The organism is Olsenella sp. SW781, from assembly GCF_012027725.1.
In the GTDB taxonomy this organism is placed as follows: Bacteria; Actinomycetota; Coriobacteriia; order Coriobacteriales; family Atopobiaceae; genus Thermophilibacter.
In genome coordinates, this window is record NZ_SJOU01000006.1 from 74,931 (window position 1) to 99,031 (window position 24,101).

Annotated in this window: 22 protein-coding genes; 14 read left to right on the top strand and 8 right to left on the bottom strand. The window is 67.7% G+C overall.

The genetic code is table 11. The annotated features are described in order from the left end of the window. The first annotated feature begins 259 nt into the window (after positions 1 to 259). From E0L17_RS05060 to E0L17_RS05100, 8 genes are all read left to right on the top strand, one after another. Entirely contained in the window at positions 260 to 637 is a 378-nt protein-coding gene (locus E0L17_RS05060; RefSeq protein ID WP_167930168.1) for a helix-turn-helix transcriptional regulator, read from the top strand. Continuing rightward, positions 634 to 1,995 carry a hypothetical protein gene (locus E0L17_RS05065; protein WP_167930169.1) on the top strand — a complete coding sequence of 454 codons (1,362 nt, stop codon included), beginning with the start codon at positions 634 to 636 and terminating at the stop codon, positions 1,993 to 1,995. Before E0L17_RS05060 ends, E0L17_RS05065 begins: the two co-directional genes overlap by 4 nt. Positions 1,996 to 2,059: 64 nt before the next feature. Further along, entirely contained in the window at positions 2,060 to 3,025 is a 966-nt protein-coding gene (locus E0L17_RS05070) for a DUF2806 domain-containing protein (RefSeq protein WP_167930170.1), read from the top strand. Between the two features lie 58 nt (positions 3,026 to 3,083). Beyond that, complete coding sequence (locus E0L17_RS05075) at positions 3,084 to 3,953, top strand: DUF2806 domain-containing protein (RefSeq protein WP_167930171.1); 870 nt, start codon at positions 3,084 to 3,086, stop codon at positions 3,951 to 3,953. 56 nt (positions 3,954 to 4,009) lie between these two features. Further along, positions 4,010 to 4,285, top strand: coding sequence for a hypothetical protein (locus E0L17_RS05080; RefSeq protein ID WP_167930172.1), 276 nt, complete (start codon positions 4,010 to 4,012; stop codon positions 4,283 to 4,285). Continuing rightward, positions 4,269 to 4,637, top strand: a complete 369-nt coding sequence (locus tag E0L17_RS05085) for a hypothetical protein (protein WP_167930173.1) — start codon at positions 4,269 to 4,271, stop codon at positions 4,635 to 4,637. The genes E0L17_RS05080 and E0L17_RS05085 overlap by 17 nt, the downstream gene beginning before the upstream one ends. A gap of 1 nt (position 4,638) precedes the next feature. Beyond that, on the top strand, positions 4,639 to 4,911 hold the full coding sequence (locus tag E0L17_RS05090; protein ID WP_167930174.1) for a hypothetical protein: 273 nt from the start codon (positions 4,639 to 4,641) through the stop codon (positions 4,909 to 4,911). Between the two features lie 718 nt (positions 4,912 to 5,629). Then, positions 5,630 to 6,148: a tyrosine-type recombinase/integrase gene (locus tag E0L17_RS05100; protein ID WP_167930175.1), complete on the top strand. Its 519-nt coding sequence runs from the start codon at positions 5,630 to 5,632 to the stop codon at positions 6,146 to 6,148. A gap of 221 nt (positions 6,149 to 6,369) precedes the next feature. On the opposite strand, the gene E0L17_RS05105 is transcribed toward E0L17_RS05100, so the two are convergent. The 5 genes from E0L17_RS05105 to E0L17_RS05125 all read right to left on the bottom strand — a co-directional run bounded on the left by E0L17_RS05105 (position 6,370) and on the right by E0L17_RS05125 (position 12,846). Beyond that, a complete protein-coding gene (locus E0L17_RS05105) occupies positions 6,370 to 7,311 on the bottom strand; it encodes a polysaccharide deacetylase family protein (RefSeq protein WP_206109011.1) in 942 nt (313 codons plus the stop codon). Positions 7,312 to 7,417: 106 nt separating this feature from the next. Then, positions 7,418 to 8,659 carry a coiled-coil domain-containing protein gene (locus E0L17_RS05110; protein ID WP_167930176.1) on the bottom strand — a complete coding sequence of 414 codons (1,242 nt, stop codon included), beginning with the start codon at positions 8,657 to 8,659 and terminating at the stop codon, positions 7,418 to 7,420. A gap of 357 nt (positions 8,660 to 9,016) precedes the next feature. Next, positions 9,017 to 10,072: a nucleoid-associated protein gene (locus tag E0L17_RS05115; RefSeq protein ID WP_167930177.1), complete on the bottom strand. Its 1,056-nt coding sequence runs from the start codon at positions 10,070 to 10,072 to the stop codon at positions 9,017 to 9,019. Between the two features lie 79 nt (positions 10,073 to 10,151). Continuing rightward, positions 10,152 to 11,771 carry a 4Fe-4S dicluster domain-containing protein gene (locus E0L17_RS05120; RefSeq protein WP_167930178.1) on the bottom strand — a complete coding sequence of 540 codons (1,620 nt, stop codon included), beginning with the start codon at positions 11,769 to 11,771 and terminating at the stop codon, positions 10,152 to 10,154. Positions 11,772 to 12,168: 397 nt separating this feature from the next. Continuing rightward, positions 12,169 to 12,846: an RluA family pseudouridine synthase gene (locus E0L17_RS05125; protein WP_353652951.1), complete on the bottom strand. Its 678-nt coding sequence runs from the start codon at positions 12,844 to 12,846 to the stop codon at positions 12,169 to 12,171. Positions 12,847 to 13,095: 249 nt separating this feature from the next. Here E0L17_RS05125 and E0L17_RS05130 point away from each other — a divergent pair, with 249 nt between their 5' ends. From E0L17_RS05130 to E0L17_RS05140, 3 genes are read left to right on the top strand one after another with little or no spacing between them, the layout of a single operon-like run. Next, a complete protein-coding gene (locus E0L17_RS05130) occupies positions 13,096 to 14,412 on the top strand; it encodes an efflux RND transporter periplasmic adaptor subunit (RefSeq protein WP_167930179.1) in 1,317 nt (438 codons plus the stop codon). 2 nt (positions 14,413 to 14,414) lie between these two features. Further along, positions 14,415 to 15,233, top strand: a complete 819-nt coding sequence (locus E0L17_RS05135; protein WP_167930180.1) for an ABC transporter ATP-binding protein — start codon at positions 14,415 to 14,417, stop codon at positions 15,231 to 15,233. Then, positions 15,230 to 16,483 carry an ABC transporter permease gene (locus E0L17_RS05140; RefSeq protein WP_167930181.1) on the top strand — a complete coding sequence of 418 codons (1,254 nt, stop codon included), beginning with the start codon at positions 15,230 to 15,232 and terminating at the stop codon, positions 16,481 to 16,483. The genes E0L17_RS05135 and E0L17_RS05140 overlap by 4 nt, the downstream gene beginning before the upstream one ends. A gap of 147 nt (positions 16,484 to 16,630) precedes the next feature. On the opposite strand, the gene hisS is transcribed toward E0L17_RS05140, so the two are convergent. Next, a complete protein-coding gene (gene hisS, locus E0L17_RS05145; protein WP_167930182.1) occupies positions 16,631 to 17,947 on the bottom strand; it encodes a histidine--tRNA ligase in 1,317 nt (438 codons plus the stop codon). Positions 17,948 to 18,328: 381 nt separating this feature from the next. Here hisS and E0L17_RS05150 point away from each other — a divergent pair, with 381 nt between their 5' ends. Then, the gene (locus E0L17_RS05150) at positions 18,329 to 19,573 is read left to right on the top strand and encodes a hypothetical protein (RefSeq protein ID WP_167930183.1); all 1,245 of its coding nucleotides are present in this window, start codon (positions 18,329 to 18,331) and stop codon (positions 19,571 to 19,573) included. A 303-nt stretch (positions 19,574 to 19,876) separates the two neighbouring features. Here the strand turns inward: E0L17_RS05150 and E0L17_RS05155 are convergent, their stop codons facing one another. Further along, complete coding sequence (locus E0L17_RS05155; RefSeq protein ID WP_167930184.1) at positions 19,877 to 20,923, bottom strand: branched-chain amino acid aminotransferase; 1,047 nt, start codon at positions 20,921 to 20,923, stop codon at positions 19,877 to 19,879. Between the two features lie 551 nt (positions 20,924 to 21,474). Between E0L17_RS05155 and E0L17_RS05160 the strand changes: the two genes are divergently transcribed. Continuing rightward, entirely contained in the window at positions 21,475 to 22,512 is a 1,038-nt protein-coding gene (locus E0L17_RS05160) for a threonine aldolase family protein (RefSeq protein ID WP_286163305.1), read from the top strand. Between the two features lie 100 nt (positions 22,513 to 22,612). Here E0L17_RS05160 and E0L17_RS05165 read toward each other — a convergent pair whose 3' ends face one another. Beyond that, positions 22,613 to 23,242, bottom strand: a complete 630-nt coding sequence (locus E0L17_RS05165) for an HAD family hydrolase (RefSeq protein WP_167930186.1) — start codon at positions 23,240 to 23,242, stop codon at positions 22,613 to 22,615. A gap of 144 nt (positions 23,243 to 23,386) precedes the next feature. Here E0L17_RS05165 and E0L17_RS05170 point away from each other — a divergent pair, with 144 nt between their 5' ends. Continuing rightward, positions 23,387 to 24,094 (top strand): helix-turn-helix domain-containing protein, encoded by a 708-nt coding sequence (locus tag E0L17_RS05170; RefSeq protein ID WP_167930187.1) that lies wholly within the window; start codon positions 23,387 to 23,389, stop codon positions 24,092 to 24,094. Positions 24,095 to 24,101 lie beyond the last annotated feature (7 nt).

The window sequence follows — 24,101 nt, forward strand, 5'->3', positions numbered from 1 at the left end:
GCGCCTCGTCGATGTCACTCGCGCCAGTGAAGGTATACGGGACCTTCGTCTCCCGCCCCTCGTATGTGAGCTCGTTTCGGCGACCCATCGGGTGTACCTCCCTGTCTTAAATCACGTCTACTTCGTAATAAATAGACGTTATTTCGTTTACAGTCCTGCGATTAGACGTGATTCTCGTCCATGTCAACAGATTTTCGTCTATTTGTTGAAAAAAGGTCGCTATATATGTACGATTCAGCTATCGACCAAAGGAAAGAAGATGAAGCTCCAGCTCATGAGGCTTCGCAAAGAAGCTGGATACAAAAACAGAAAGACCATCGCCGATGAACTTGGAATATCTGAACGAAAGTACAAGTCATGGGAAACTGGAGAAGTAAAACTAACGCTGGCTGATGCCTGTGACATCGCCGATCTTCTCCACTGCACCCTCGACGAGCTTGCCGGCCGCGACTTCCAGCCCGTCGCGTACTCGGATCCCCGCCAGCAGGCGCTCAACCACTCCTACTCGCTCCTGGACGAGAAGAGCAAGGGCGACCTCGCCGGCATAGCGTCCACGTTCACGGCGGATCCGTCCCGCCTCGCGTCTAAATCGGGGCGGGGTGCTGAGGATGTGGTAGCCGGGGAGGGGGCGGCATGAGGAAGACCCTCGAAAAGGCACTCGACTGGTCGCTCGGCAGCGTGGTCGGCAACTTCGTCTGGATCGGCCTCGCGAGTCTGGGTACATGGCTTTTCAACGAGCGCACCGGTCTTCTCGCGACCGTAGCCGAGTTCGCAGTGGAGCACACTCAGGGGTTCGCGACATGGACGGCTTCCGTTGCGCTTGTCGGTTCCCTAGTCGGCCTTTTCATCCGACATCGAGTTGCCCTCGGTCAGCTCGCCAAGAAGGACGCCGAGATCGCATCCCTCGAGGGGGAGCTCGCGGGCCGCCCGACGCAGGAGGACGTGGACGAGAGAGACGCCACGATATCGTCCCTCGAGAGGGACCTCGGCGCGCGGGACCATGCCGACGCAGAGCGCACCGGTCTGCGCGAGACGTTCCTCCACAAGATCGACTTCGACCAGCAGGCGGCGGTCGTGGGCGCCTGGCTCTCCCCCGGGCGGAGGCTCGACGTCTCCGCGAGGCCGGTCCGCGGGCTCGGCGGGGGCTTCTCCCTCGACGAGCTCCTCGTCCCGGACGGCGACGGCTGGGCGCGCGCGACGGACAGGGCGGTGGCGCTCCTGGATTCGAGCGGAGACCTCGTCGCCCTCGTCATGGGCCGCGAGCTCGAGTCGGGCGGCGGAGCGGCGCGCGACGACTTTGCTAAGACGCTCCGGGAGATGGACTTCTGCACGAAGAGCACGCTCGTGGCCGTATGGGAGCACGGGTCCGCCGACGTCACCTGGATCGACCCCGATGACCCGGACGTCTACGACGACATGTTCAGCGAGACGGACGAGAACTTCCTGAGGCTGACCAACGAGCGGCTCCGCGACCTGGAGTCCCTCGGGCTCGTGCGCTACGAGACCGTCTCGGGGTGGGACCGCAGGTGGACGCTCGAGGACGGTGTGGCCGACCTGCTCGCCGCCCACGGGGACGCGCTCGACGTCGCCCGCGAGGACGCGGGGCTCACGTGGGAGCGCCTGACGGAGATCCCCGGACAGGGGGACCCGCCCTCGGGCGGGGCGGGGGCGAAGGAGGACCTGGACTCTCTCGAGCTCCGGTTCCGCTCCATGTCCTTCGGGGCGAAGATGCCCTGCGCGGGCATCTGGCAGAACGGTGGGATAGAGCGCGAGCCAGGTCCCACCACGCCGGCCGAGGAGGAGGTGGAGGAGGCGTCCGGGGCAGGGTTCGTGCTGGCCGAGCCGACCAGCGAGTTCGGCAGGGTCAGGTTCCTGGCGACCGGCGATCTGACGACGCTCTTCACCGAGAGACCTAAGGAGTACGAGCGGGTGAGGTCGGACTTCTCGCGGGGAAGGTACCAGATCCGCGACGGCAGGCTCGTGAGGGTCGGGTGACCGCTCGCATGGCCTTGGGAGAGGCCGCCGAACGTGGAGTTGATCAGGAAGGGGTGGATGCGTGATGGGCGAGATCAAGCAGAGCGCCTCGGCGTCGGCTGAGGCGAACGCCGTCAAGCTGTCCGGCAACACGGTGAATTTTAACCTCTCCCCTGGCGGCACGTCCGACAGGCTCGGCCCGCTCGCGAGCATCGTGAGGCTGGTCAGCCCCGCCTTCTACGAAAGGCGCGAGGCGGAGGCGAGGGCGATAAGGGCGGAGTCCGTCATTGAGGCCGCGAGGCGGATCTACGACGAGTTCCCCTGCATGAGCGAGCGCAGGGCCGTCATGGAGGCCATGGGGTACCGCATGACGAACGAGCAGGCCGACAACGTCGTCGAGGTGCTGGAAGAGGCCCAGGGAATCCTCGACTCGCGAGACCGGGAGGCGAGAGGGCTCCTTCCCGAGGCGCGCGACACGATCTTCGAAGGGTCGAGGGGGGCCTACGACAAGGACGTCCGCTCGTTGTGGGCGCGGCTCGCGGCCGAGGAGGCGTCCCATCCGGGCGTGTTCTCGCTCAGGACCCTCCGGGTCCTCTCGAGCATGGACGCGACGGACGTGAAGGACTTCTCGACCCTCTGCACCTGCATCGTGCGCAACGAGCGCGCGAAGACCTATCGGGACAAGGTCCACATCCTGCTTCACTCGAGCCGCAGCGGCAGACACCTCAACGGCGGTGCGTTCGACTATGGCAGGCTGTCCTCGCTTGAGTCGATCGGGCTGCTCTCGACGAGCGTCTTCGACGTGAAGAACCTCAACCACGGACAGACGCTCGAGCTCTCGACCGCGAGCTCCGTCATCGTCGCCCGAAACGATCACGACAAGCCCAAGGCATGCTCGTTCCATATCAGCCTGACGCGCGCGGGACTCGAGCTCTCGACCCTATGCGAGTGGGGAACCTGCCCGAACCTCGACGAGTTCGCCGCCATCAGGGTCAGGGAGTGCGGGCTCACGTTGATAGGTACATATGGCAACGACGGTTCAGAGGGGTGAAGGCGGCGCCCATGGGCCGCGTAGTCTGGTGCTGCATGCCGTTCGACTGGGGGTTCTGATGACTGCAGAGCACAGAGAAGGAAGCTCCACACTATCGGGAGTAGGGCAATTCATACAGTCCATAGCTAAGGCTTTTCCTGGCATTCCCGTGGCAAGTGAGGCGCGTGGGAAGGCCAAGGCCAACCAAGTCATGCTCGGCGAAATAGAAAGGATGCGTGGAAGTCTCATCCAGCAAGGCTATAGCCAAAGCACCGTCGACGGCATGTGCCTGCACTACATCAACGAATGCAGCAAATCAAACAACCTTGCCGAATGCCTCGCCATTGCCCAATCAGAGCTGGGTCGGGATTACGAAACAAGCAAGATTGACCACAGCTGGTTCCTCAGGTGGTCGGATGGGGCATCAGAGCAGTTCGACGACGAGATGCGGCTCATCTGGGGCAAGGTCCTCTCCGGCGAGCTCGACCAGCCGGGAAGCTACTCGAAGCGCACCCTTTCGATATTGTCAGACATGGGCGCGCGTGACGCAGGCCTGTTCCAGAGGCTGTGCTCGCTCTGCGCCAGATGCGTCGACGAATACGGAAACATCACCGGAGTCGTCCCGTGCGTATTCTTGGATAACGGTGGGGCATCGTACTGCGACGGGGAAATGACCTATTCAGAAATCGCCCACCTCGCATCGCTCGAACTCGTGGTGCTCACGTCGAAAACGTCGCTCGACGTTGGCGAGCTCATTGTGATAGATGGAGATAGATATGCGGTAGAAGGCGACGCAAAAGGACCCGTGTCTTTCAGTGATATCACGCTCACAAACTATGGCAACGAGCTGTCGCAGTTGTCTGGAGACGCGATTGGATCACACCGCGACCTCCTCAAGTTCTTTGAGCGCGAGGCACAGAGGCAGGGCGGAAGGATAGTCAGGGCGTAGCCGTGGTTCCAAGCGAACCACGACGAGTTCAAGAGATGGTAGAAAGGGGAAAGAGAATGGCAGAAGAAATCATCCCGAGCGTCAATGTCAGGCTCGACCAGGACACCCAGTCCAGGAAAGGAGTGTTCGCCGATTTCGTGATGGCAAGAACGAAGGGAGGGACAACAAGGCTCGACTTCTCCCAGCTTGACTCCGAGGCGGAAGATGGCACGAGGAAGGGGGTCATGGTTTCGAGGATTTTCATGAACAACGAGGATCTGATCTCTCTCAGGGACATGCTCAACAAGCACACCGCGCAGTGGAAGGTCGACGGCGATGGTTCGAACGAGTAGAGAGATAGACCCGTTCGACGTCGAATGGTCCGAAACAGACCCTCTTGACCGCGAGGTCACCATGCTCAAGTCGATCGTCGAGCTTCGCGAGAGACAGGGCAAGCACCCCGACCCACCAGAGTTCATCTCGACATCTGAGGTCAGGACCGTCGTTTCCGACCCGGACAGAATCGACGAATCTGCAACCCACGAGTTTCGTGAAGTCTATTACCGGAACGAGTCCGAAGAGGATTACCCGTACTCGCGCGCCGTCGTGGATTTCCGAGACAACCCGCAGAGAGGCATCGTGGTATCGTGGAGCAGATACGAGGCTCCCGTCAGCTCATACGGAGTCAAGTGGAGGAGGGGTTAGCATGAGGTCATACAGCGCCGCATCGGCAAGCTATGCCGACGTGGTCGACATGCTGTACGTCCTGATCGACCCGAGCGGGAGCCTCTCCAGATGCCATTCCGTCGAGGACACGCCGTCCGGAATCACCGTCATGTACTCAGCCGATGGCTCTGCCATAGGCGCCGAGGTCTCCGACTTCCTAGAGCGCTACAGCCTCCCGGCGACCATACACGTCGACGCGAGGGAGCCGTTCGACCTCACGATTAGCGAGGCAAACGGAATCGGCGCCGCCTAGCGCGCAGACAAACAAAAAAACCGCGCCCACCGGAACCGCCAAGTCAAGCCGGTGGGCGCACAATATTCCACCCCTCGACAGGATGGAGAACTCAATTATGCCACGGAAGCGAGGCAGGAAGTCCCGCAGCGCGTGGGGCAGCAACGACGACGCCGCGCCGGGCGCAGACGTCTGAGGTTCTACGCAGACCTCCACGACGGGCGCGGCTACACGCGCCACAGCAAGACGATCGTCGGCACCAAGACCGACGGTGACGAGGAGCTGGCGCGCCTGAGGGTCCAGCACTCCCAGGACGCGCCCGTCCCGACCGTCGGCGAGATGTGGGAGAGGTTCGAGCTCCCGCACCTCAGGGATGGGGTCAGAGACGGCAATGTCGCGAAGAGGACACTCATCAACTACGAGTCCAAGTGGCGCAATTACGTCGGCCCACGCTTCGCCGACGTCCCGTGCACGGACGTCAGGCCCATCGACATCCAGGACTGGCTGCTCGAGATGTCTGCGGCCAGCGGAAAGATATGCCGCGCCGTCCTCAAGGTGACGCTCGACTACGCCGTCATGTACGACGTGATGCAGGCGAACCCGGCCGACCGCAAGTTCAGGTATGGCGAGAACACGTCCCGCGAGCGCGGCACCTACTCTCCGGATGAGCTCCTCAGGGTGTGGGACGTCGTGAGGGGGTCCGTCTGCGAGGCTCCGTTCCTGATCTCTGCCTACGGGGGTGCGCGCGTCGGGGGGGGCGTGCGGTCTGGCGCTGGACCACATGGCCTTCGACGTCGACGTGGCGCTGGTCCTCATCAGCGACCAGCTCACTCAGGACGACGACGTGGGGGCGCAGCTCAAGACCCGGGAGAAGTCGAAGCGATGGACGGGGATAGGCGGCCCGCAGGCCGCGAGGCTGCGCGAGATAGTCGGAGGGCTGCCGGACGGGGCCCTGTACCTCAACGACCGGGGCGACGGCACGCCCGTGCCGAGGTGGCGTGTCCGCGACACGTGGAACAGGCTGCTCGAGGGGTCAGGGGTGCGACGGCTCCCGATGAAGGAGCTGAGGCCGTCCTTCGAGACCCACATGCACTGGGACAGGGGCGTGCCGATGGAGAAGCTGGCGAAGATCATGGGGCACACGAAGCCGACGACCACTTTCAGATACTATGACCGCCCGGACGACTCGCAGCTATCGCAACTTGCACGAGACATCGCCGGAAATTCCGGTCCGTTGGGACAAATTGGGACAAGTTAGCCTATATCAACCGTTCTACCTGCGGTTTTATCGATTACTATATAACTCGCAATTCGACCACGCGGCCTAGCGGAGGGCGCGGGCATGCCTGGGCGCACGGTCCTTCTCGCCCAAGGCGGGAATCCGTGCGCCGGGGCATGCTCGGCCGAGGCGTGCACAGGGGCATGCTCGAAGGGCGAGAAAAACCGGCGAGAAGGACCGGCGAGAAGGACCTGCCGCCCTTAGTTGTTGACGCCGTGGTGGCAGACGAAGCTCTCGCGGTCGATGGCGCGGAACTCGTAGCCGCGCTCCTGATAGAACTCGATGATCTGCGGCAGGGCGTCGACGGTGGTGGTCTTCGTCGCGGCGTCGTGGAAGAGCAGCATGATGTTGGTGTATCCCTCCACGCAGGAGGACTGCACGATGGTCTCCGCGGGGACGTTGTTGCCGGAGGCGTCCGCCGAGGTCACGTTCCAGTCGTAGAACTGGTAGCCGCGCGCGGGGACGTCCTCCACGAGCGCGGACATGATGCCCGTGCAGTAGTTCGCCGAGATGGTGTTGGAGGCGCCACCGGGGAAGCGCGTGAGGTACGGCACGAACCCGATCTGCTCCTTCACGACCTCGCCCACCTGCTCGAGGTCCGCAAAGAACGCCTCCTCGGAGACGTAGATCTTGTCGTAGTCGTGCGTCATCGAGTGCAGGCCGATGCTGTGGCCGCGGTCGTATGCGTCCTTGATCGAGCTGCGGTAGTCGGGCTCGTGCCCGGTCACGAAGAACGTGGCCTTGGCGCCGTACTGGTCGAGGATGTCGAGCACGCGGCCCGTGTTCTTGGAGGGGCCGTCGTCGAAGGTCAGGTAGACGATCTTCTCGCCGTTGGACTCGTAGTTCCAGTCCGTCTGGCGGTCCGGGTCGAGCGCGAGTTCCGCGGCGCGCGTGTCGTCCTGCGCGGGCTCGGGCTCGGGCTCGGGCTCCGGCTCGGGCTCGGGCGCGGCGGGCTCGACGATCGTGGGGAGCTCCCGCACCTGGGAGTCGGCCTCCCCCGACGCCCCGGCCACCACGAGCGCGCTCAGCGCGCCCACACCACCGAGAAGCGCCACGACGAGCACCATCGTCACCACGAGAAGCCCCCGTGCGTGACGCTGCTGGTCCTGTGCGCTCGGCCGCCTTCCTGCCCTGCCTGCCATGAGTCTCCTCGCAGTTGCTCGCCTTGTCGGCAGGTCATTGTACGAGAACTCCGCGACGCTCGGTCACCCTGAATCCAAGGTTGAGGGCGCCAGCGTGGGGCCCGCCCTACGAGAGCACGATGCCGCCGAGCCAGCCGCACAGCGGCGTGGCGAGCGCGCTGTAGTAGCTCACCCAGGACGAGAGGCTCATGTTCTGGATGAAGCCGACGTTGTGGCGCACGATGCCGTTGCCCATGTAGATGCCGATGTGGCCGTAGATGAGGCCGGCGGCGCTCGCCGGGGACGAGTTGACGGCGATGATCATGCCGGGCTTGATCTGCGACGTGGCGGTGTGGCACCAGCTGTAGTACATGTCGTCGGCGTTGCCCCAGAACGAGCCGAGCCCCGCGTACTGGAAGACGTCGGTGACCCAGGCGGCGCACAGGCCCGTGCCCGGCGAGCCCACGGCGTAGGCGGCGTTGAGCACGGCCTGGAGCGAGCCCGATCCGTTGGTGGGGGTGTCCCCCACCCAGTTGGAGGAGCCGCCGCCCTGCTGGTTCTGCTGCTCCTGCTGCCTGCGGGCCTCCTCTTCCTGGCGCTTGCGCTCCTCCTGGCGGCGGGCCTCCTCGGCAGCGCGCTGGGCGGCGAGGATCTCCTCGTCGCGCTGCTGCATGAGCTCCTGGACCTCGGCGGAGAGGCCGTCGACGAGGCTCTGGGCCTCCTGCTGCTTGGCACGCGTCTCCGCGAGCTCCTCCTGCTGCTGGGCCTGGAGGTCCTCGAGGTCGGCGCGCTGCGCCTCGAGCTCGGCCTTCTGGCCCTCGAGCTCGGCCTTGCTCGTCTCGAGCTCGGTCTTGAGGGTCTTGACCTCCTCGATCATCTCGCGCTCGGACTCGCTCACCTTGTCGAGGTAGAAGATGCTGCTCGTCAGCTCGTCGAAGGTCGTCGCCGAGAGGATGAGGTCGAGCGTGCCCTGCGCGCCCGACTTGTAGGCGGACGTCATGCGGTCGCCGAGCCGCTCCTGCTTCTCCTCGATCTCGGCCTGGCGCTCGTCGATCTCGTCCTGCTTGGACTCGATGTCGGCCTGCGTCTGGTCGATCTGCGCGTTGAGCTCGCTGATCTGGACCTGGGTCTCGGAGAGCCGACCCGCGACCTCAGCGGTCTCCTGGCCGATGCGGTTGAGCTCGGCCTGGGCATCCTCGAAGCTCATCTGGGCCGCGTCGAGCTTCTCCTGGGTGGTCTCGGCCCGCGCGACGGCGGGGAAGAACGTGGCGCAGATGCCCGCGCCCATAAAGAGCCTGAGGGCGTCCCGGCGCGTGACGCTGCGAGGCGTGATGCCGGCGTCGCCCATGCTGACATGCGTTCGGGGCATGAAGTGCCTCCTTGGGTACGAATAAGGTGCAGAGGAACGCTCCCCTATTCTATCCGTTATCCCCCGGGGCCACGAGATGCACACGGGGCCAAAGCGCCGTGCGAGAGCTGGATGCGGGGCGTGGCGCAGGTCGGGGCTATGGCAGCGGCAGCCGCTCGCGCGTTGCGCAAATCGGGGTCGTGGCAGCAGGCGAGAAGAACGAGCTGGGGTTCTTCTCGCCCGCGCTACAAGAAAGGGGGTCATGGCAGCCCGATTCCTGCCACGACCCCAAACGGCGCAGCGCCGGCACCGCTGCCACTGCCACAGGCCCGCGTTCCGCAGCGGCCGCGGGCGGGCGGTTCTTCTCGCCCCTCTTGCCTAGCGGTTCTCGATGCTCGCCACGTTGCCCACGGTGATGGTGATGCGACCCTCGGCGTCCGTGGAGAAGTCCAGGTAGCCGGGCTTGGTGGCCAGGTCGGAGGGGAAGGTGATCTCCACGCCCGTGTCGGTGCGGATCTTGTGGCTGCGCGTGAGGCGGTTGGCCACGCCCCGGCGCACGGGTGCCTCCTCGGGCAGGGCCGCCTCGCGGACGCGCTCCTCGAAGCGCTCCTGCAGGTCGGGACGGTCCTGGAAGACCTCGCGCCCCACCTCGGCCGGCGTGAAGGACTCCTCGACCTCGGCGGCGCGCGCCACCACGGCCTTCGCGCGCGAGACCTCGACGGCCGGCGTGAGGCCGAACTCCTCGGCGACGTCGCGCACGATGACGTTGACCTCGTCGATCACCTCGTGGCTGGAGGCCTCGCTCGAGCACTGCAGGAACCGCTCCGGAATGAGCGAGACGCTCGTCCCGCCCACGGAGCGCTCCTTGTCGTGGAAGTCGATGGCCCCGGTCTCGGCGTCCACCAGCACGTAGGAGGCCACCTTCTGCGAGGGGTTGGGCAGCGTGGCGTCCACGCGCGCGATGTCGTTGGAGTCGCCGCCCACCTCGTGCACGAAGGCCTGCCGGCGCGGCAGCAGCAGTATCGAGAAGAACCGGCGGCCCGCCGGCCCGTCGAAGGCGGCGTCCACCTCGGCGTCCGTTGAGGCGCCGTCCACGCCGCCGGCGTCGGTGTCGCAGAAGTCCGCGACGAGCAGGTCGCACTGCTCGAGGTCCTCCGTGCGGCGCAGCTCCTCCCAGAACCACTGGGCGATCTCGACCGAGAACTCCACGAACTCCCGCTCGCCGGCGAGGTAGCGCTGGAGCTCCCCGGCAAAGCCCGAGTCGGGCGCGAACTCGCCGTGGCGGCTCTCCGCGTTGGACGAGATCTTGCGCAGGTGGCGCTGGACGTAGGAGCGCGTGGCGCGGACCGTGAGGTCGAGCGGGCGCTCCGAGAGGTACGTCGACCCGGACTCGAAGTCGAAGACGTGAAGAATGGCGTGGTCTACCTTGAGCATGTGTTCTCTCTCGTGCGTCACGCAAACTCGCCTAAAAGGGGACAGGCCCCTTTTAGGCGAGTCTTGGGTGGATTTCTGCTTACTCCTTGGGACGCTTGGCCTCGATGGTCTCGGCGAGCGCCTGCTCGCCGGTCATCTTCTTGCCGTCGGCGTCGCGCTCGAGCGCCGGGATGAGCATGCGATAGGCGTTCTCGGTCGCGTTCTTGCGCGGCGACTTCTTCGCGTAGCGCTTGACGGCGGCGGCGGTGCGGTTGATGGCCTGGAGCGTGCCGGCGCCGGCGACGCAGCCGCCCGGGCATGCCATGCCCTCGATCAGGTAGCCGGGGTACTTGCCCTTGACGGCGTCCTTCATCATCTTGCGGCACTCCTCGAGGCCCTCCGCGTTGACCACGTTGACCTCGCGGTCCGGGTAGCGGCGCTTGATGGCGTTGACCACCGCGTTGGCCACGCCGCCCGCGACGGCGAAGCCGCGGCCGTCGGCCGACGCCACGCCGAAGTCCGAGCTGCCCTCGCCCTCGAGCTTGGTGTACTCGTCGATGCCGCGCGCCTTCATCATGCCCATCATCTCCTCGAAGGTGAGCACGAAGTCGACCTCGGAGCGGACGGACTTGCGCATGGCCTCGAGCTTCTTGGCGGAGCACGGCCCCACGAAGACGATCTTGGCCTCGGGGTGCTGCTTGCGGATGAGGCGGGCGGTGAGCGTCATGGGCGTGAGGGCCATCGAGATGCAGTCGGCGTGGTCCGGGAACTCGGTCTTGGCCATGACCGACCAGGCCGGGCAGCACGAGGTTCCCATGAACGGGATCTTCTCGGGCACCTCCTCGACGAAGTCCTCGGCCTCCTGGACGGTGCAGAGGTCGGCGCCGATGGCGACCTCCTCCATGCCGGAGAAGCCGAGCGTCGTGAAGGCCTGGCGGAGCTTGTCCACGTTGCCCTTGCCGCCGAACTGGCCGACGAAGGCGGGGGCGACGGCGGCGATGACCTCGTCGCCGCGGTTGATAGCCTGGATGACCTGGAAGATCTGGCTCTTGTCGGCGATGGCGCCGAAGGGGCAGTTGATGAGGCACTGGCCGCACGAGACGCACTTCTCGTAGTCGATCTGGGCGCGGCCGTTGTCGTCGGACCCGATCGCGTGCATGCCGCAGGCGTCCGCGCACGGGCGCACCTGGTGCTGGATGGCGTGGTAGGGGCAGGTGTTGAAGCACATGCCGCAGTGGATGCACTTCTCCTGGTCGATGTAGGCCTTCTTGTCCTTGAAGGAGATGGCGCCCTTGGGGCAGATCTCGCGGCAGGGGTGCGCGAGGCAGCCCTGGCAGCCGTCGGTCACGCGATAGGTGTTGTCCGCGCAGGCGTTGCACGCGAACTTGATGACGTTGATCAGGGGCGGCTCGTAGTAGGTCTCGGCGACGGAGGCGTCGGCGAGGCCGTCGGTCAGGCTCTCGCGCTTGTCGACGCTCTGCAGCGGCAGGCCCATGGCCAGGCGGATGCGCTGCTCGACGATGGCGCGCTCGAGGAAGACCGACTCGCGGTACGTTGCCACGTCGCCGGGGATGATGTCGTACGGCAGGTCGCGGATCTTGCGGCGGGTGGTCTTCTCGTCGTCGTCCTTCATGTCGTAGGCGACGCTCGCCACGGAGCTGAAGACCTTGCGACGGATCTCGGTCAGGTTGGTGTACACGCCACGCATGGTGTCGGCCATCGTTGCCCCTCTCCCGGCTCTCTTCTCCCTTGTCCGGCGCTTCCCCTCAGAGGCGCCTCTAACAGACTAGTATCGCACACGTTGGGAGGTTCTCGCCGAAGGGGGCGGCGGGCGGCGCGGGGGATTTCCCCGCCGCGACGCCGGCCGTGGGTCCGGCCACGGCGCCGGCCGTGGGTCCGGCCACGGCGCCGGCCCCGACGCGAACCGTCGCCTCTCCCCCGCAGAGCCAGCGTGCGGGGCCAAGGCGACGGTTTGCCGAGAAGAACCGTCACGAATCCCCCGCAATGCTGCCGCGCGGGGGATTCGCGACACCTCCGACCAGACGGCGCGTCAGGCACGTGCCGACCGTGCCAAACACGTCTGACGTCAGTGGCACACGTGCCAGGCACGTCTGACGTCAGTGGCACGCCCGCGCCTCCGGGGGCGGGGACGGCCAGAGGCGCTCGGGCCAGGCGGTCTCAAGGCGCAGGAGCTCGCCGGTCACGGGATGGACCACCTCCTCGCGCCAGGCGTGCAGCAGCAGGCCCTCCGTGCTTCTCGCCCCGCCGTAGAGCTCGTCGCCCACGATGGGAAACCCCATCGAGGCGAGGTGCACGCGGATCTGGTGGCGCCTGCCGGTGAGGAGCTCGACCCTCAGCAGCGAGCGCCCGCCCGAGCTCGCCACGCGCCGCACGCGCGTCTCGGCGGGCCTGCCCTGCCCCGGCCGGCAGGCGCGCATGCGCCGGGCGTCGTGGCGGTCGCGCCCGATGGGCCGGTCGATCAGCCGCTCCCCGCCCGGGAACGCCCCGCGCACCACCGCGAGGTAGGTCTTGCGCATGGCGTGGCCCGCCACCTGGCGGTCGAGCTCCGCCTGCGTGGCGCGGTCGAGCGAGAAGAGCACGAGCCCCGTGGTCCCCACGTCGAGGCGCTGCACGGCCTGCGGGCGCGCCTCCGGGCGGCCCTCTGCCGCGAGGTGCTCCGCCACGACGTCCGTGAGCGTGCGCGCGCCGGTGCCGTCCCCGTGCACGAGCATCCCCGCCGGCTTGTCGCAGGCGAGAAGGACCTCGTCCTCGTAGATGATGCGCGCGCCGTCCACGCCGCCCCCCTTTCGTCCCCACCAGCATACCCGTGAGGGGCGTCAGGCGGGCGCGGCGCGGGCGCGGCCCCGAGGGCGCAAGGCAGCCCCCAAGTGTGACAGTATCGTAAGCTCCGCCGCTCACCTGCCCTTTTACCGCCCCTCACCCCCTCGGGCACCCCGCCCGGGATGGCGCGCCGCACGCCGATGGTCTACGCTCGGCCCATTCGTTCAGCCGGCCTTCAGCCTGCCGAGAGAGGCGGACCCACCATGACGCGCGACGACCTCAAGATGAAGCTCCCCCATGCGGAGGGGGAGGACGCCCCCGACGCCGAGGAGGACGTCGAGGAGCGGCTCGCCCTCGAGAGCCTCCAGCGGCACCGCCGGGCGCGGCGGCGCAAGAAGGTCATCGCGGCGGGCGTCGTGGGCGGCATCGTGGTGGCCGCGGGAATCGCCTGGGCGGTCCTGACCTCGGCGTCGAGCCAGCCCGCGGAGGAGGCCCCGCTTCAGACGATCCCGCTCATGCGCGAGGAGTTCTCCGAGTCCGTGCAGGCCACGGGGACGGCCCAGCCGCTCACCTCCGTGGTGGTGACGCCCAAGGCCGACGGCGTCATCGCGTCCGTGGACGTGGCGCTCGACGACGCCGTGGCCGAGGGCCAGGTCCTTCTCACCATCAAGAACGACGAGCTCGACCGCGCCGTCAAGCAGGCCGAGCTCGACCTCAGGACCAAGCGCGCCGAGAACGACACGGTGCAGAAGGCCTACAACGAGCTCTACTACGCGGACGAGGTGGACAAGGACGCCCTCGCCGCCAAGCTCATCGAGCTGGAGACCTCCCGCCTCAACCTGGAGATCGCCCAGGATGCCTACGACGACGCCGTCGCAACGGCCGCCGGGCGCACCGTCAAGGCGCCGGCGTCCGGCTCCGTCGTGGCGCTGAACGCCGTCGCGGGCGCGGCCGTCGGCGCGGGCGGGACGACGTCCTCCGGCGCGGAGGGCGGCGGCTCGGGCCCGCTCGTGCAGATCGCCGACCTCTCCCAGATGACCGTCAAGGTGCAGGTGAACGAGGTCGACATCTCTCGCATCGCCGTGGGGCAGGCGGCGCGCGTGACCTTCTCGGCGCTCCCGGGCACCATGCTCGACGCGCAGGTGACGCGCATCTCCACCACGGCGGCGGCCGACCCCTACGGCGGCTCCGGCGGGGTGGTCACCTACGACGTCGAGCTCCTCATCCCCGACCCCGCGCCCGAGCTCAAGCCCGGCATGACGGCGAGCGTGGAGATCCTCATGCAGAGCGTGCCCGACGCGCTCACCGTGCCCGTCTCCGCGCTCATGACCGACGACGGCGTCTCGTACTACGTCTACGTGATGAGCGACCCCGAGACCGAGGCCGTGGAGCGGCGCGACGTGAGCGTACCCGCGCAGAGCGACACCACGGCCGTGATCGAGGGCGACGTGTCCGAGGGCGACCTCGTGGTGCTCGACCCGTTCTCCGTCGACCCGACGTCCGCCGGGGGCGACGCGGCGGCCGGCGCCGCCGAGCCCGACGGCGCCGACGTGGCGGCTGCCGACGCCCCGGCGGCCTAGCCATGTCCGCCGTCATCGACGTCCGCGGCCTCTGGCGCATCTACGAGACGGCCGCCGGCCACACCACCGCCCTGCGCGGCGTCTCCCTCCAGGTGGCGCGCGGCGAGTTCCTCGCCATCATGGGCCCGTCGGGCTCAGGCAAGTCCACGCTCATGAACACCCTCGGCTGCCTCGACCGGCCGACGGCCGGCTCCTACCGGCTCGAGGGCGTGGAGGTCTCCGAGCTCTCCGAGGACGACCTCGCGCACGTGCGCTCCAGCAGGCTCGGCTTTGTCTTCCAGTCGTTCAACCTGCTGCCGCGCGCCACGGTGCTGCGCAACGTGATGCTGCCGCTCGTCTACTCTGACCGCCCCATGCGCGACCGCGAGCTCGCCGCCTGGCGCGCCCTGCGCTCGGTGGGCCTGCCGGAGGAGCACTACCTCCACCGGTCCAACGAGCTCTCCGGCGGCCAGATGCAGCGCGTCGCCATCGCGCGGGCGCTCGTCAACGACCCGGCCATCATCCTCGCCGACGAGCCGACCGGCAACCTCGACACCGCCACCGGGGAGATGGTCATGCGCACCTTCCAGCGCATGCAGCGGCGCGGCAAGACCATCATCCTCATCACGCACGACCCGGAGGTGGCCGCCTGGGCCGACCGCACCGTGCACATCCGCGACGGCAGGCTCTTCTCGGACGAGGAGGAGCGCGCCTACCTCGCGGGCCTCGCGCAGCGCGAGAAGGACGCGGGCGAGAAGGGCGGGCACGCCGCCGGCCCCTCCCCGACCTCGCCCGCCGCTCCGAAGAACCGCTCTCGGCTCCTGGGGGTGCCCTGCCTATGAAGTTCCGCGACCTCGCCTACGAGACCTCGTCCGCGCTTCTCGCCAACCGGGCGCGGAGCCTCCTCACCATCCTGGGCATCGTCATCGGCATCGCGGCCGTCATCGCCATGACGGCGCTCATCGACGGCGTGAAGGCCCAGCTCGTGGGCCAGCTCGGCCTCAACATGTCCCGAACGGTCAGCATCACCTGCTGGCCTCCCGGCAACCAGCCGCTCGACCGGGACGACATCGAGGAGATGGGCCAGGCGCTCGCGGGCGACTACGAGTTCGTCACCGGCTACACCTACGCCGGGGTCCCGGCCTCGTCGAGCACCGCCGAGGTGGAGTACCTGAGCATCACCGCGTGCGAGCCCGCCTACTTCCAGGGCATGGGGCTCTCCGCCACGCAGGGCAGGCTCTTCACCGAGGAGGAAGAAGAGGACGGCGCGATGGTCGTCGTGCTCGGCGGGTCCTCGGTGCAGAACCTCTTCGGCTCCCCCGACGCGGACTGCGTGGGAAAGACCGTGCGCATCGGCTCGTCGCAGTACACCGTCGTGGGCGCGATCAAGACCGACACGCCCTACCAGAGCGACATCGCCTACATGCCGGCGTCGACCGCCGTCACGCGCCTCATCGGGCAGGGAGGATACAACTCCTGGCAAATCCTCGGCTTCGCGCGCGAGGGCTCTGACATGTACGCCGTGGCGGCTAACACCGAGAGCTATCTCTACCAGCGCTACAACATCCCCTACCCCGAGGAGGGGCAGACCTCGTTCTCGAGTGACGAGGGCTACGTCTACGTCCAGACGGCGCAGGCGCTCATCGACCAGCTCGACGCCACGACGGCGACCTTCCGCATGCTCGCGCTCGCGGTGGCGAGCATCTCGCTTCTGGTGGGCGGCATCGGCATCATGAACATGATGCTCACCAACGTGACCGAGCGCATCCGCGAGATCGGCCTGCGCAAGGCGCTCGGAGCCCGGCGCGGGGACATCACGGGGCAGTTCCTGCTGGAGAGCGTGACCATCTGCATCGTGGGCGGCGTCATCGGCGTGGGCGTCGGCTACGGCGGGGCATGGCTGCTCGCGAGCGTGGCGGGCTCGGCCCTGAGCTCGATGATGGGCGGGAGCGGCGAGCTCGTGCCCGTCATCTCCCCGGCGACCGTTGCCATGGCGACGGGCATCTGCGTGGGGATCGGCGTCGTCTTTGGCTGGTACCCGGCGCGCCGCGGCGCCAAGATGGACCCCGTCGAGGCCCTGCGCTACCAGTAGCGCGCCACCGGCGTCAGGCTTATGCCACGGGCGTCAGGTTTATTTGGCACACGTCGCATGTGCCAAATAAACCTGACGCCCGTGGCATAAGCCTGACGCCGGTGGCGCGCCAAATAAGCCTGACGCCGGTGGCAGACGCCCAATGTCCTACCCGAGGCGGACCCTCACGGCATCGACCAGCTCTGCCATGGGCACCTGTACCTGCTCGTGCGTGCCCATGTCGCGCAGCGTTGCCGCGCCGGCGGCCACCTCGTCGCCGCCGAGCACCACGCAGAGGCGCGCGCGCAGCTTGTCGGCCTGCTTGAACTGGGACTTGAGCGAGCGGCCCTGGTAGTCGGCCTCGGTGCGCACGCCCACGGCGCGAAGGGCCAGGCACGCGTCGAAGGCCGCCGCGCGCTCCGCCTCGCCGCCGGTCGTGGCCACGTAGACGCAGGTCGGCTCCTCGCCGCCCATCTCGACGCCGGCCGCCGCGAGCGCGAGCGCGATGCGCTCGAAGCCCACCGCAAAGCCGAGGCCCGGCGTGGGCTTGCCGCCCTCGAGCTCAACGAGGCCGTCGTAGCGGCCGCCGCCGCCGATGGCTCCCACGCCCGCGCCCACGGCCTCAACCTCGAAGACCGTGCGCGTGTAGTAGTCCAGGCCGCGCACGAGCGTGGGGTCCTCGACGTAGGCCACGCCGGCCGCGTCCAGGTAGCGCTTGACGGCCGCGTAGTGCGCCGCGCACTCATCGCAGAGGTTGTCCGGCGCGAGCGGCGCGCCCTTCATGACCTCGCGGCAGTGGTCGTTCTTGCAGTCGAAGGCGCGCAGCGGGTTGATCTGGGCGCGCTCGAGGCAGTCGTCGCACATCTCGTCCTTGTGGTCGAGGATGAACGCGCGGACCTTGTCGCGGTAGGCGGGGCGGCAGGCGGCGTCGCCCATCGAGTTGATCACGAGACGCAGGCTCTCGCGGGCAAAGCCCAGGCGCTCGAAGTACTCCATGAGCATGATGATGCACTCGGCGTCCGCCGCCGGGTCGCTCGCGCCGAGCCACTCGACGCCCACCTGGTGGAACTGGCGCAGCCGCCCCTTCTGCGGGCGCTCGCCGCGGAACATCGCCTCGGCGTACCAGAGCTTGGCCGGGGCCGCGCCCTGCGGCACGAGGTTGTTCTCCACCACGGAGCGCACCACGCCGGCCGTGCCCTCGGGGCGCATGGCCATGCGCTGGCGCGGCTTGAGGCCCGCCTCGGTGCCCTTCTCCAGAAGGTCGCCGAAGAGCGCGCCCGAGACCACGCGGAACATCTCCTTGCGCACCACGTCCGTGGACTCGCCGATGCCGTGGACGAAGGTGTCCACCTGCTCGATGGCCGGCGTCTCGATCATGTCGAAGCCGTAGGCGCCAAACAGGTCGCGCGCCACGTCCTGCATGCGCTGCCAGGCGCGCATGTAGCCGCCGTAGAGGTCCTCGGTGCCCTGAACCTTCTGTGCCATCGTGCGATTCCCTTCTCGCGCCGGTTTTCCAATCGTTCAGTATACCCCGACACGCCGCCCGTTCTTCTCGCCGCGCGACTCTCGCCACGAGCGTTGCGCGCAGCGGGGTTATGGCAATCTGGCGCCGCGGGACGTTGTCCAGATGGGGGTTGTGGCAGCGCGCCCAACCAGCCATCTGGGCCTTTGTGGCGTCATGTTGCGGAAATGCGGGTCGTGGCAGCCCCAACGCTGCCACGACCCCAATTTCGACAACGCCCTATCGCGCCGGATTGCCACGACCCCAAAGACCGCAGCGCCCTGCCCGTGCGCGCCGCGAGAAGGACGCGCCGCCCGGCACCGCTGCTACAATGTTGCCACGCCACGCCTTGTAAGGAGGCGCCCATGGGACGCGTGCGCTCCGCCCTTCTCGCCCTGCTCGCCGCCTGCTGCCTTGCCGCCTGCGGCGTCCCCATCGACTCGCCCGCGCCGAGCGAGGCGGAGGTGCTCGACTACGCCACGCTCCAGTGCCCCAACGAGGGCTTCGAGGTCGTGGCGTCCGAGGAGGTGCGCGAGCTCCCGCAGAAGGTCGTCTACACGCTGCGCTCGACCGAGCGCGACCTCACCTTCACCGCCACCGGCGAGATAACCGAGCCCGTGAGCGGCAAGTTCCCCTCCGGGCCCAAGCCGCGCGTGTCCTGCGACTACCCCTCCGCAGTCAGGGACCTCTACCACGACGACGTCATCACGGAGCTCTCGGAGCGGGTCGCCGGCCAGGGCGAGTCGGGCATCGTCTTCTCGCCCGGCTGGCCCGAGCTCTACGTGCGCAACTATGCCCAGCTCGAGGAGGCGCTCGCGCTGCTCGAGGAGGTCGACGCCCTCTACGAGCCCGAGCTTGCGTACAACCCCGCCGAGTGGGTCCGCGAGAACGCCTCCACGAGCGTGGCCATCCGCTGGTTCGACGGCACTCTCTCGGCGGAGGACGGCGATCCCACGGGCTGGAAGCAGCTGGGGGACGTCGCGCTCTACGGCGAGCTTGACGCCGAGAGGGACCTCGAGGCGCTCGCGAGCGCCTATGCCCAGCTCATCGCCGACGGCGTGGCGCCGGCCGACGCCACGCTGCCCGAGCGCCACCTGGAGTCGCTGCACCGCACCGCCATCGACCGCATCGCGGTGCGCGGCGAGGAGGTCCCCTTTGGGCTGGGCGAGACCTCCTGGGAAGACGCCACCAACCCCTACCAGCGCGACCACATCTCGGAGGGCGGGGGCGTCGTCGCCCACTGGAGCGACGAGCGTGGCTGCTACCTCGTGCGCGTCAACATGGACGGCACCGACCCGCGCGATCGCGACGAGGGCGGCTCGTGGCTCGTCCAGCAGGTGGCCCAGCTTGCGGGAGGCAGCTACGAGGATGATGCGACCGGCTTCTCGTGGGAGGTCGGCGACGTGAGCGGCCACATGGAGTACGTCGGGCTGGAGAGCGGCAGGAAGGTCGCTCGCCTTGAGCTCAACGACCGCACCAGCATGGTCAGCTGCAGCTCCGAGGAGGCGGGCCTCTCTGACGCGGTGGCGATGCCGGTCGAGGACTTCGCGGCCCTCTTCGGCCTCACGGCCCGCGTTGACGAGGCGGAGGGCGTCATTCACCTGGAGTAGGCCCCGGGCCTCCGGGTACGTACACCTCCCGCCCGGGTACGTACAATCCCAGGCCGGGTACGTACTAAGTTGTGAGTTTGATACACTTTCGCCACCATGCCTACCTGCGGATTTGTCGCACAGGTCCATGCCTCAGCAGGGAAGTCGTGTACGTACCCGGGCGGGTGGTGTACGTACCCGGCGCGAGGCTGTACGCACCCGGAGCCGGCGCGCCCCAGGGCGCGCCGACGCCCCGACGCAAGCGGCCGCCCCCACCCGGGCGGGCAGGGGCGGCCGACGGACGCCAGGTTCTTCTCGCCTGGCCTAGGCGATCTTGACGACCCAGCCCTCGGGACCGGCGACCTCGCCGGCCTGGATGCCGGTCAGGGTCTCGCGCAGCTTGGACATGACGGGGCCGACGTGCTCCATGCCGCCCTCGCCGAAGACGACCTCGGTGTCGCCGTTGACGACCTTGCCCACGGGGCTTATGACGGCCGCGGTGCCGCACATGCCGCACTCGACGAAGGCGCCGCTCGCGACCTCCTCGAACTTCACCGGACGCTCGACGACGGTCATGCCGAGCATCTCCTCGGCCACCTGCACGAGGCTGCGACGCGTGATCGACGGCAGGATGGAGTCGGTCGCGGACTGCGGCACCACGAGCGTGCCCTCGCGGTCCACGAACAGGAAGTTGGCGCCGCCGGACTCCTCAACGAAGGTGTGGGTCTGCGGGTCGAGGAACATGTTGTCCGCGAAGCCCTCGGCATGCGCCTGGACGCTCGGGTAGAGGGACATCGCGTAGTTGAGGCCGGCCTTGATGGCGCCGGTGCCGTGAGGCGCCGCGCGGTCGTACTCGGGGACCTTGACGGCCACGGGCTTGACGCCGCCGGAGTAGTACGGGCCCACGGGCGTCACGAGGATGCGGAACTGGTACTCGTCAGCGGGCTTGACGCCGATGACCTCGCCCGTGGCCACCATGAACGGGCGCACGTAGAGCGTGGCGCCGGAGCCGAAGGGCGGCACCCAGGCCTCGTTGGCCTTGACGACCATCTTGACGGCCTCGACGAACTTGTCCTCCGGGAAGGGCGGCATCACGATGCGGCGCGCGGAGTCGGCCATGCGGGAGGCGTTGAGGTCCGGGCGGAAGCAGACGATGTCGCCGTCCTTGGTGGTATAGGCCTTGAGGCCCTCGAAGACCTCCTGGCAGTAGTGGAAGATGCCCGCGCACTCGGAGAGCGTGAGGGTGTGGTCGGTGGTGAGGCCGCCCTCCTCCCAGGCGCCGTCGTGATAGTTGCAGACGTAGCTGTAGTCCGTGGGCTGGTAGGCAAAGCCGAGGCTGCCCCAGTCGATGTCCTTCTTCTCCACTGCCATGATTGCCCCCTCGTGCCGGGATTGTGTGCTGCGCAAACGATAAACCCATTCAGGGCGAGAAGAACGACGGGTTGCGGAGGTTGTAACATTGCGCGCCGCGCGGGCAGAGGGCCCCGCGGCGTGCGCGGGGCCCGGCCCGGGAATACCCACGGTCTGCGGGGTGGCCGAAACGGGTATACTCGGTATCGAGCAGAGGGTGAGCGCCCTCCTGTTCAGTGACTGACTTTGTGGGTGACACCCACGCGGAACAGCCGCCTGCCGGGGCGGCTGTTTCCATATGGATGGGGCGTCACCCGCAAGCTACTTGGTCAGAAGAGCCACGAAGGCAACCGCCAGAACCAGCACGGCCGCCGCAAGCAGCAGCAAGGTGAGCTTATCCATAGGAACCCTCCAATCTCCCCGCAAGGACTGGGAGGGCACCGCCCGCTCGATGGGCCGATTATACGCGCTTCTCATCTCATTTACAAACATGTGTTCGTAGTTCTTGAGGTTCAGACGGCGTACAATCGTGCCGACAAAAGCAGCGAGAAGAACCGAGGCACGACATGCGCATGTTCCGCAACGACTACTCCGAGGGCGCCGCGCCCGAGATCCTGGCCGCGCTCGCCGCCACCAACGACGAGCAGACCGTCGGCTACACCGAGGGCGACGCCCACTGCGAGCGCGCCCGCGAGCTCATTCGCGCCGCATGCGGGCGCGACGACGTCGACGTGGAGTTCTGCGTCGGCGGGACCTCGGCGAACGTCATCGGCGTGACGGGGCTCCTGCGCGACTGGGAGGGCGCCGTCTGCACGAAGGACGCCCACATCAACGTCCACGAGACCGGCGCCGTTGCCGCGTGCGGCCGCACCGTGCTGCCCACCGACGACGCCGACGGCTTCCTCACGCCGGAGGCCGCCGAGCGCGTCTGGCGCTTTCAGACCTCCACGGGCCGCCACATGACGCGCCCCGGGTGCGTCTACATCTCCAACACCACGGAGCTCGGCGGCGTCTGGGACCTCGAGCGCTTCGACGCGATCTGCGACTGGGCGGACGAGAAGGGCCTGCCCGTCTTCCTCGACGGCGCGCGCCTGGGAAGCGGCCTTACCTCCCCCGCCGCGGGCGGCCTCACGCTCGAGCACATCGCCGCGCGCTGCGGGGCCTTCTACATCGGCGGCACCAAGAACGGCATGCTCTTCGGCGAGGCCATGGTCATCGCCGACCCGCGTCTCAAGGAGGCCTTCCCGTTCCTGCAGAAGGAGCGCGGAGGCCTGCTCGCCAAGGGGCGCCTGCTCGGCGTGCAGTTCGAGGCCGCGTTCGAGCAGCCGGCGGACGGCGGCGAGCCGCTCTACTGGCGCCTGGCGAGAAACGCCAACGCCTGCGCGTTCCGCCTGCGCGAGGGGCTCGTGCGCCGGGGGTTTGAGCCCTACGGCGAGGCGCCCTCCAACCAGCAGTTCTTCGTCATGACGCCCGCCCAGCGCGACGCCTTCGAGGCCGCATGCGGCTGCGAGACCTTCTACGAGCTGCCGGACGGCAACGTGGTCGCGCGCTTCGTCTGCTCCTGGGCCACGGCCGAGAAGGACGTGGACGAGCTCCTCGCAGCCGTGTAAAAGGGGACGGGTTATTTCTCTCAGAGAGCCTGGGACAGGCCCCGGGGAGCGCTCCCCGGGGCCTGTCCCAGGCTCTCTGAGAGAAATAACCCGTCCCCTTTTACACGAACGAGTCGATGACCTCGTCGGCGGCGCTCACGTCCTGGACGATGTCGCAGCCGGTATAGGCGATGACGTAGCAGCCGGCCGCCTTCGCCGAGGCGATGCCCGTCGGCGAGTCCTCCACGGCCACGCACTTCTCGGCGTCCACGCCCAATAGCTCCATCGCGCGCAGGTACGGGTCGGGCGCCGGCTTGCGGCTCTCGACCATGTCCCCGCAGACGATGACGTCGAAGCGGCTCAGGACCCCCAGCCGCGCGAGCGCCGTGAGGATGCAGCGGGAGACCGTCATCGACACGAGCCCCACCCTGACGCCACGCGCCCGCAGGTCGTCCAGCAGTTCGGTCGCTCCCGGCTCCATCACGAGCGGCGCCTCCGCGTAGGTGCGGTAGCAGTCGTCCCGCAGGCGCTCGTAGTCGTCGATGGATCCCGCCACGTGATGGCGCTCGAGGATGGGCGGCACCGTCACGCGGTCCTCCCCGCCCGTGAGCACCTCGAGCTCCTCGCGCGAGACCTCGGCGCCCATCTGACGCAGGATATCCTGCACCAGATAGAGGTTCTCGACCTCGGTGTTGCAGAGCGTCCCATCAAAGTCAAAGAGCACGGCGTCAATGCGCTCCGGGCGCGCCATCGCGGCCTCCTTAGGGTCGGCGGTTGGTGGCAGAAGTGTACCAGACCCCCGCTGACCTGCATGTCAAAGCATTTTGACACGTATGCGAGCGACGGGCGCCCACACAACGGGTACCCTATGTGCAACCGAGGAAAGCGGGGAGCCATGGACGTTGGGACGCGCATACGAGAGCACCGCGAGGCCGCCGGCATGCGCCAGGACCAGCTCGCCGAGCTCTGCCGGGTGAGCCGCCAGACCATCAGCAACTGGGAGCGCAACAAGACCCTGCCCGACGTCGTGAGCCTCAAGGTCATGGCACACGAGCTCGGCACCACGGTGGACGCCCTCATCGGGGACGACATACCGGAGATCAGGCGCCGAGCCGACTCGGAGGCGCGGAGGTTTCTGACACTCTATCTCCTGAACCTCGCCTTCATGCTGGCAAGCGACGTCATGAACATGGGGTCAAACTGGGGCGGCCACGCCTTCGACGCCCCTGTCTGGACCTACCTCCGCGCCGCCGTTGCGGGTGCCTGGCTGGTCGTCCTCGTCCCCTACGTGCGGCTGGTCAGGCGCCACAGATTCGCCTATATCGGCGAGATCGGCCGCTATCTCGACAAGAACCTCGTTCTCGAGGAGTCGCGCGTCACGAGGGTCGCCCGGTCGATGCTCCGTCACATCCAGGTCTGGAACGGCGTGCTCCTCACGCTCGCCGCCCTCGCCGGGCTCGCGGCAGGGGGCGTGCTCACCCCGGGCATGGCGGCCTGCCTCGTCGCCGTGTGCGCCGCGCTCGTCGCCCTCGGCGTCCACCTCGACAAGGAGCGCCAGCGCTGGGGCGGATCGGTCAACCCGCCGCTCCCTCCGCAGCGCTGATGCGCCC

What these genes read in the sequence shown, in the direction of transcription:
- E0L17_RS05140 (WP_167930181.1), top strand. Translation starts at nt 15,230, where the DNA reads ATGAAGTTCCGCGACCTCGCCTACGAGACCTCGTCCGCGCTTCTCGCC.
- E0L17_RS05155 (WP_167930184.1), bottom strand. Translation starts at nt 20,923, where the DNA reads ATGGCAGTGGAGAAGAAGGACATCGACTGGGGCAGCCTCGGCTTTGCC.
- E0L17_RS05105 (WP_206109011.1), bottom strand. Translation starts at nt 7,311, where the DNA reads ATGGCAGGCAGGGCAGGAAGGCGGCCGAGCGCACAGGACCAGCAGCGT.
- E0L17_RS05120 (WP_167930178.1), bottom strand. Translation starts at nt 11,771, where the DNA reads ATGGCCGACACCATGCGTGGCGTGTACACCAACCTGACCGAGATCCGT.
- E0L17_RS05070 (WP_167930170.1), top strand. Translation starts at nt 2,060, where the DNA reads ATGGGCGAGATCAAGCAGAGCGCCTCGGCGTCGGCTGAGGCGAACGCC.
- E0L17_RS05115 (WP_167930177.1), bottom strand. Translation starts at nt 10,072, where the DNA reads ATGCTCAAGGTAGACCACGCCATTCTTCACGTCTTCGACTTCGAGTCC.
- hisS (WP_167930182.1), bottom strand. Translation starts at nt 17,947, where the DNA reads ATGGCACAGAAGGTTCAGGGCACCGAGGACCTCTACGGCGGCTACATG.
- E0L17_RS05080 (WP_167930172.1), top strand. Translation starts at nt 4,010, where the DNA reads ATGGCAGAAGAAATCATCCCGAGCGTCAATGTCAGGCTCGACCAGGAC.
- E0L17_RS05060 (WP_167930168.1), top strand. Translation starts at nt 260, where the DNA reads ATGAAGCTCCAGCTCATGAGGCTTCGCAAAGAAGCTGGATACAAAAAC.
- E0L17_RS05110 (WP_167930176.1), bottom strand. Translation starts at nt 8,659, where the DNA reads ATGCCCCGAACGCATGTCAGCATGGGCGACGCCGGCATCACGCCTCGC.
- E0L17_RS05075 (WP_167930171.1), top strand. Translation starts at nt 3,084, where the DNA reads ATGACTGCAGAGCACAGAGAAGGAAGCTCCACACTATCGGGAGTAGGG.
- E0L17_RS05165 (WP_167930186.1), bottom strand. Translation starts at nt 23,242, where the DNA reads ATGGCGCGCCCGGAGCGCATTGACGCCGTGCTCTTTGACTTTGATGGG.
- E0L17_RS05170 (WP_167930187.1), top strand. Translation starts at nt 23,387, where the DNA reads ATGGACGTTGGGACGCGCATACGAGAGCACCGCGAGGCCGCCGGCATG.
- E0L17_RS05130 (WP_167930179.1), top strand. Translation starts at nt 13,096, where the DNA reads ATGACGCGCGACGACCTCAAGATGAAGCTCCCCCATGCGGAGGGGGAG.
- E0L17_RS05085 (WP_167930173.1), top strand. Translation starts at nt 4,269, where the DNA reads ATGGTTCGAACGAGTAGAGAGATAGACCCGTTCGACGTCGAATGGTCC.
- E0L17_RS05135 (WP_167930180.1), top strand. Translation starts at nt 14,415, where the DNA reads ATGTCCGCCGTCATCGACGTCCGCGGCCTCTGGCGCATCTACGAGACG.
- E0L17_RS05065 (WP_167930169.1), top strand. Translation starts at nt 634, where the DNA reads ATGAGGAAGACCCTCGAAAAGGCACTCGACTGGTCGCTCGGCAGCGTG.
- E0L17_RS05090 (WP_167930174.1), top strand. Translation starts at nt 4,639, where the DNA reads ATGAGGTCATACAGCGCCGCATCGGCAAGCTATGCCGACGTGGTCGAC.
- E0L17_RS05150 (WP_167930183.1), top strand. Translation starts at nt 18,329, where the DNA reads ATGGGACGCGTGCGCTCCGCCCTTCTCGCCCTGCTCGCCGCCTGCTGC.
- E0L17_RS05160 (WP_286163305.1), top strand. Translation starts at nt 21,475, where the DNA reads ATGTTCCGCAACGACTACTCCGAGGGCGCCGCGCCCGAGATCCTGGCC.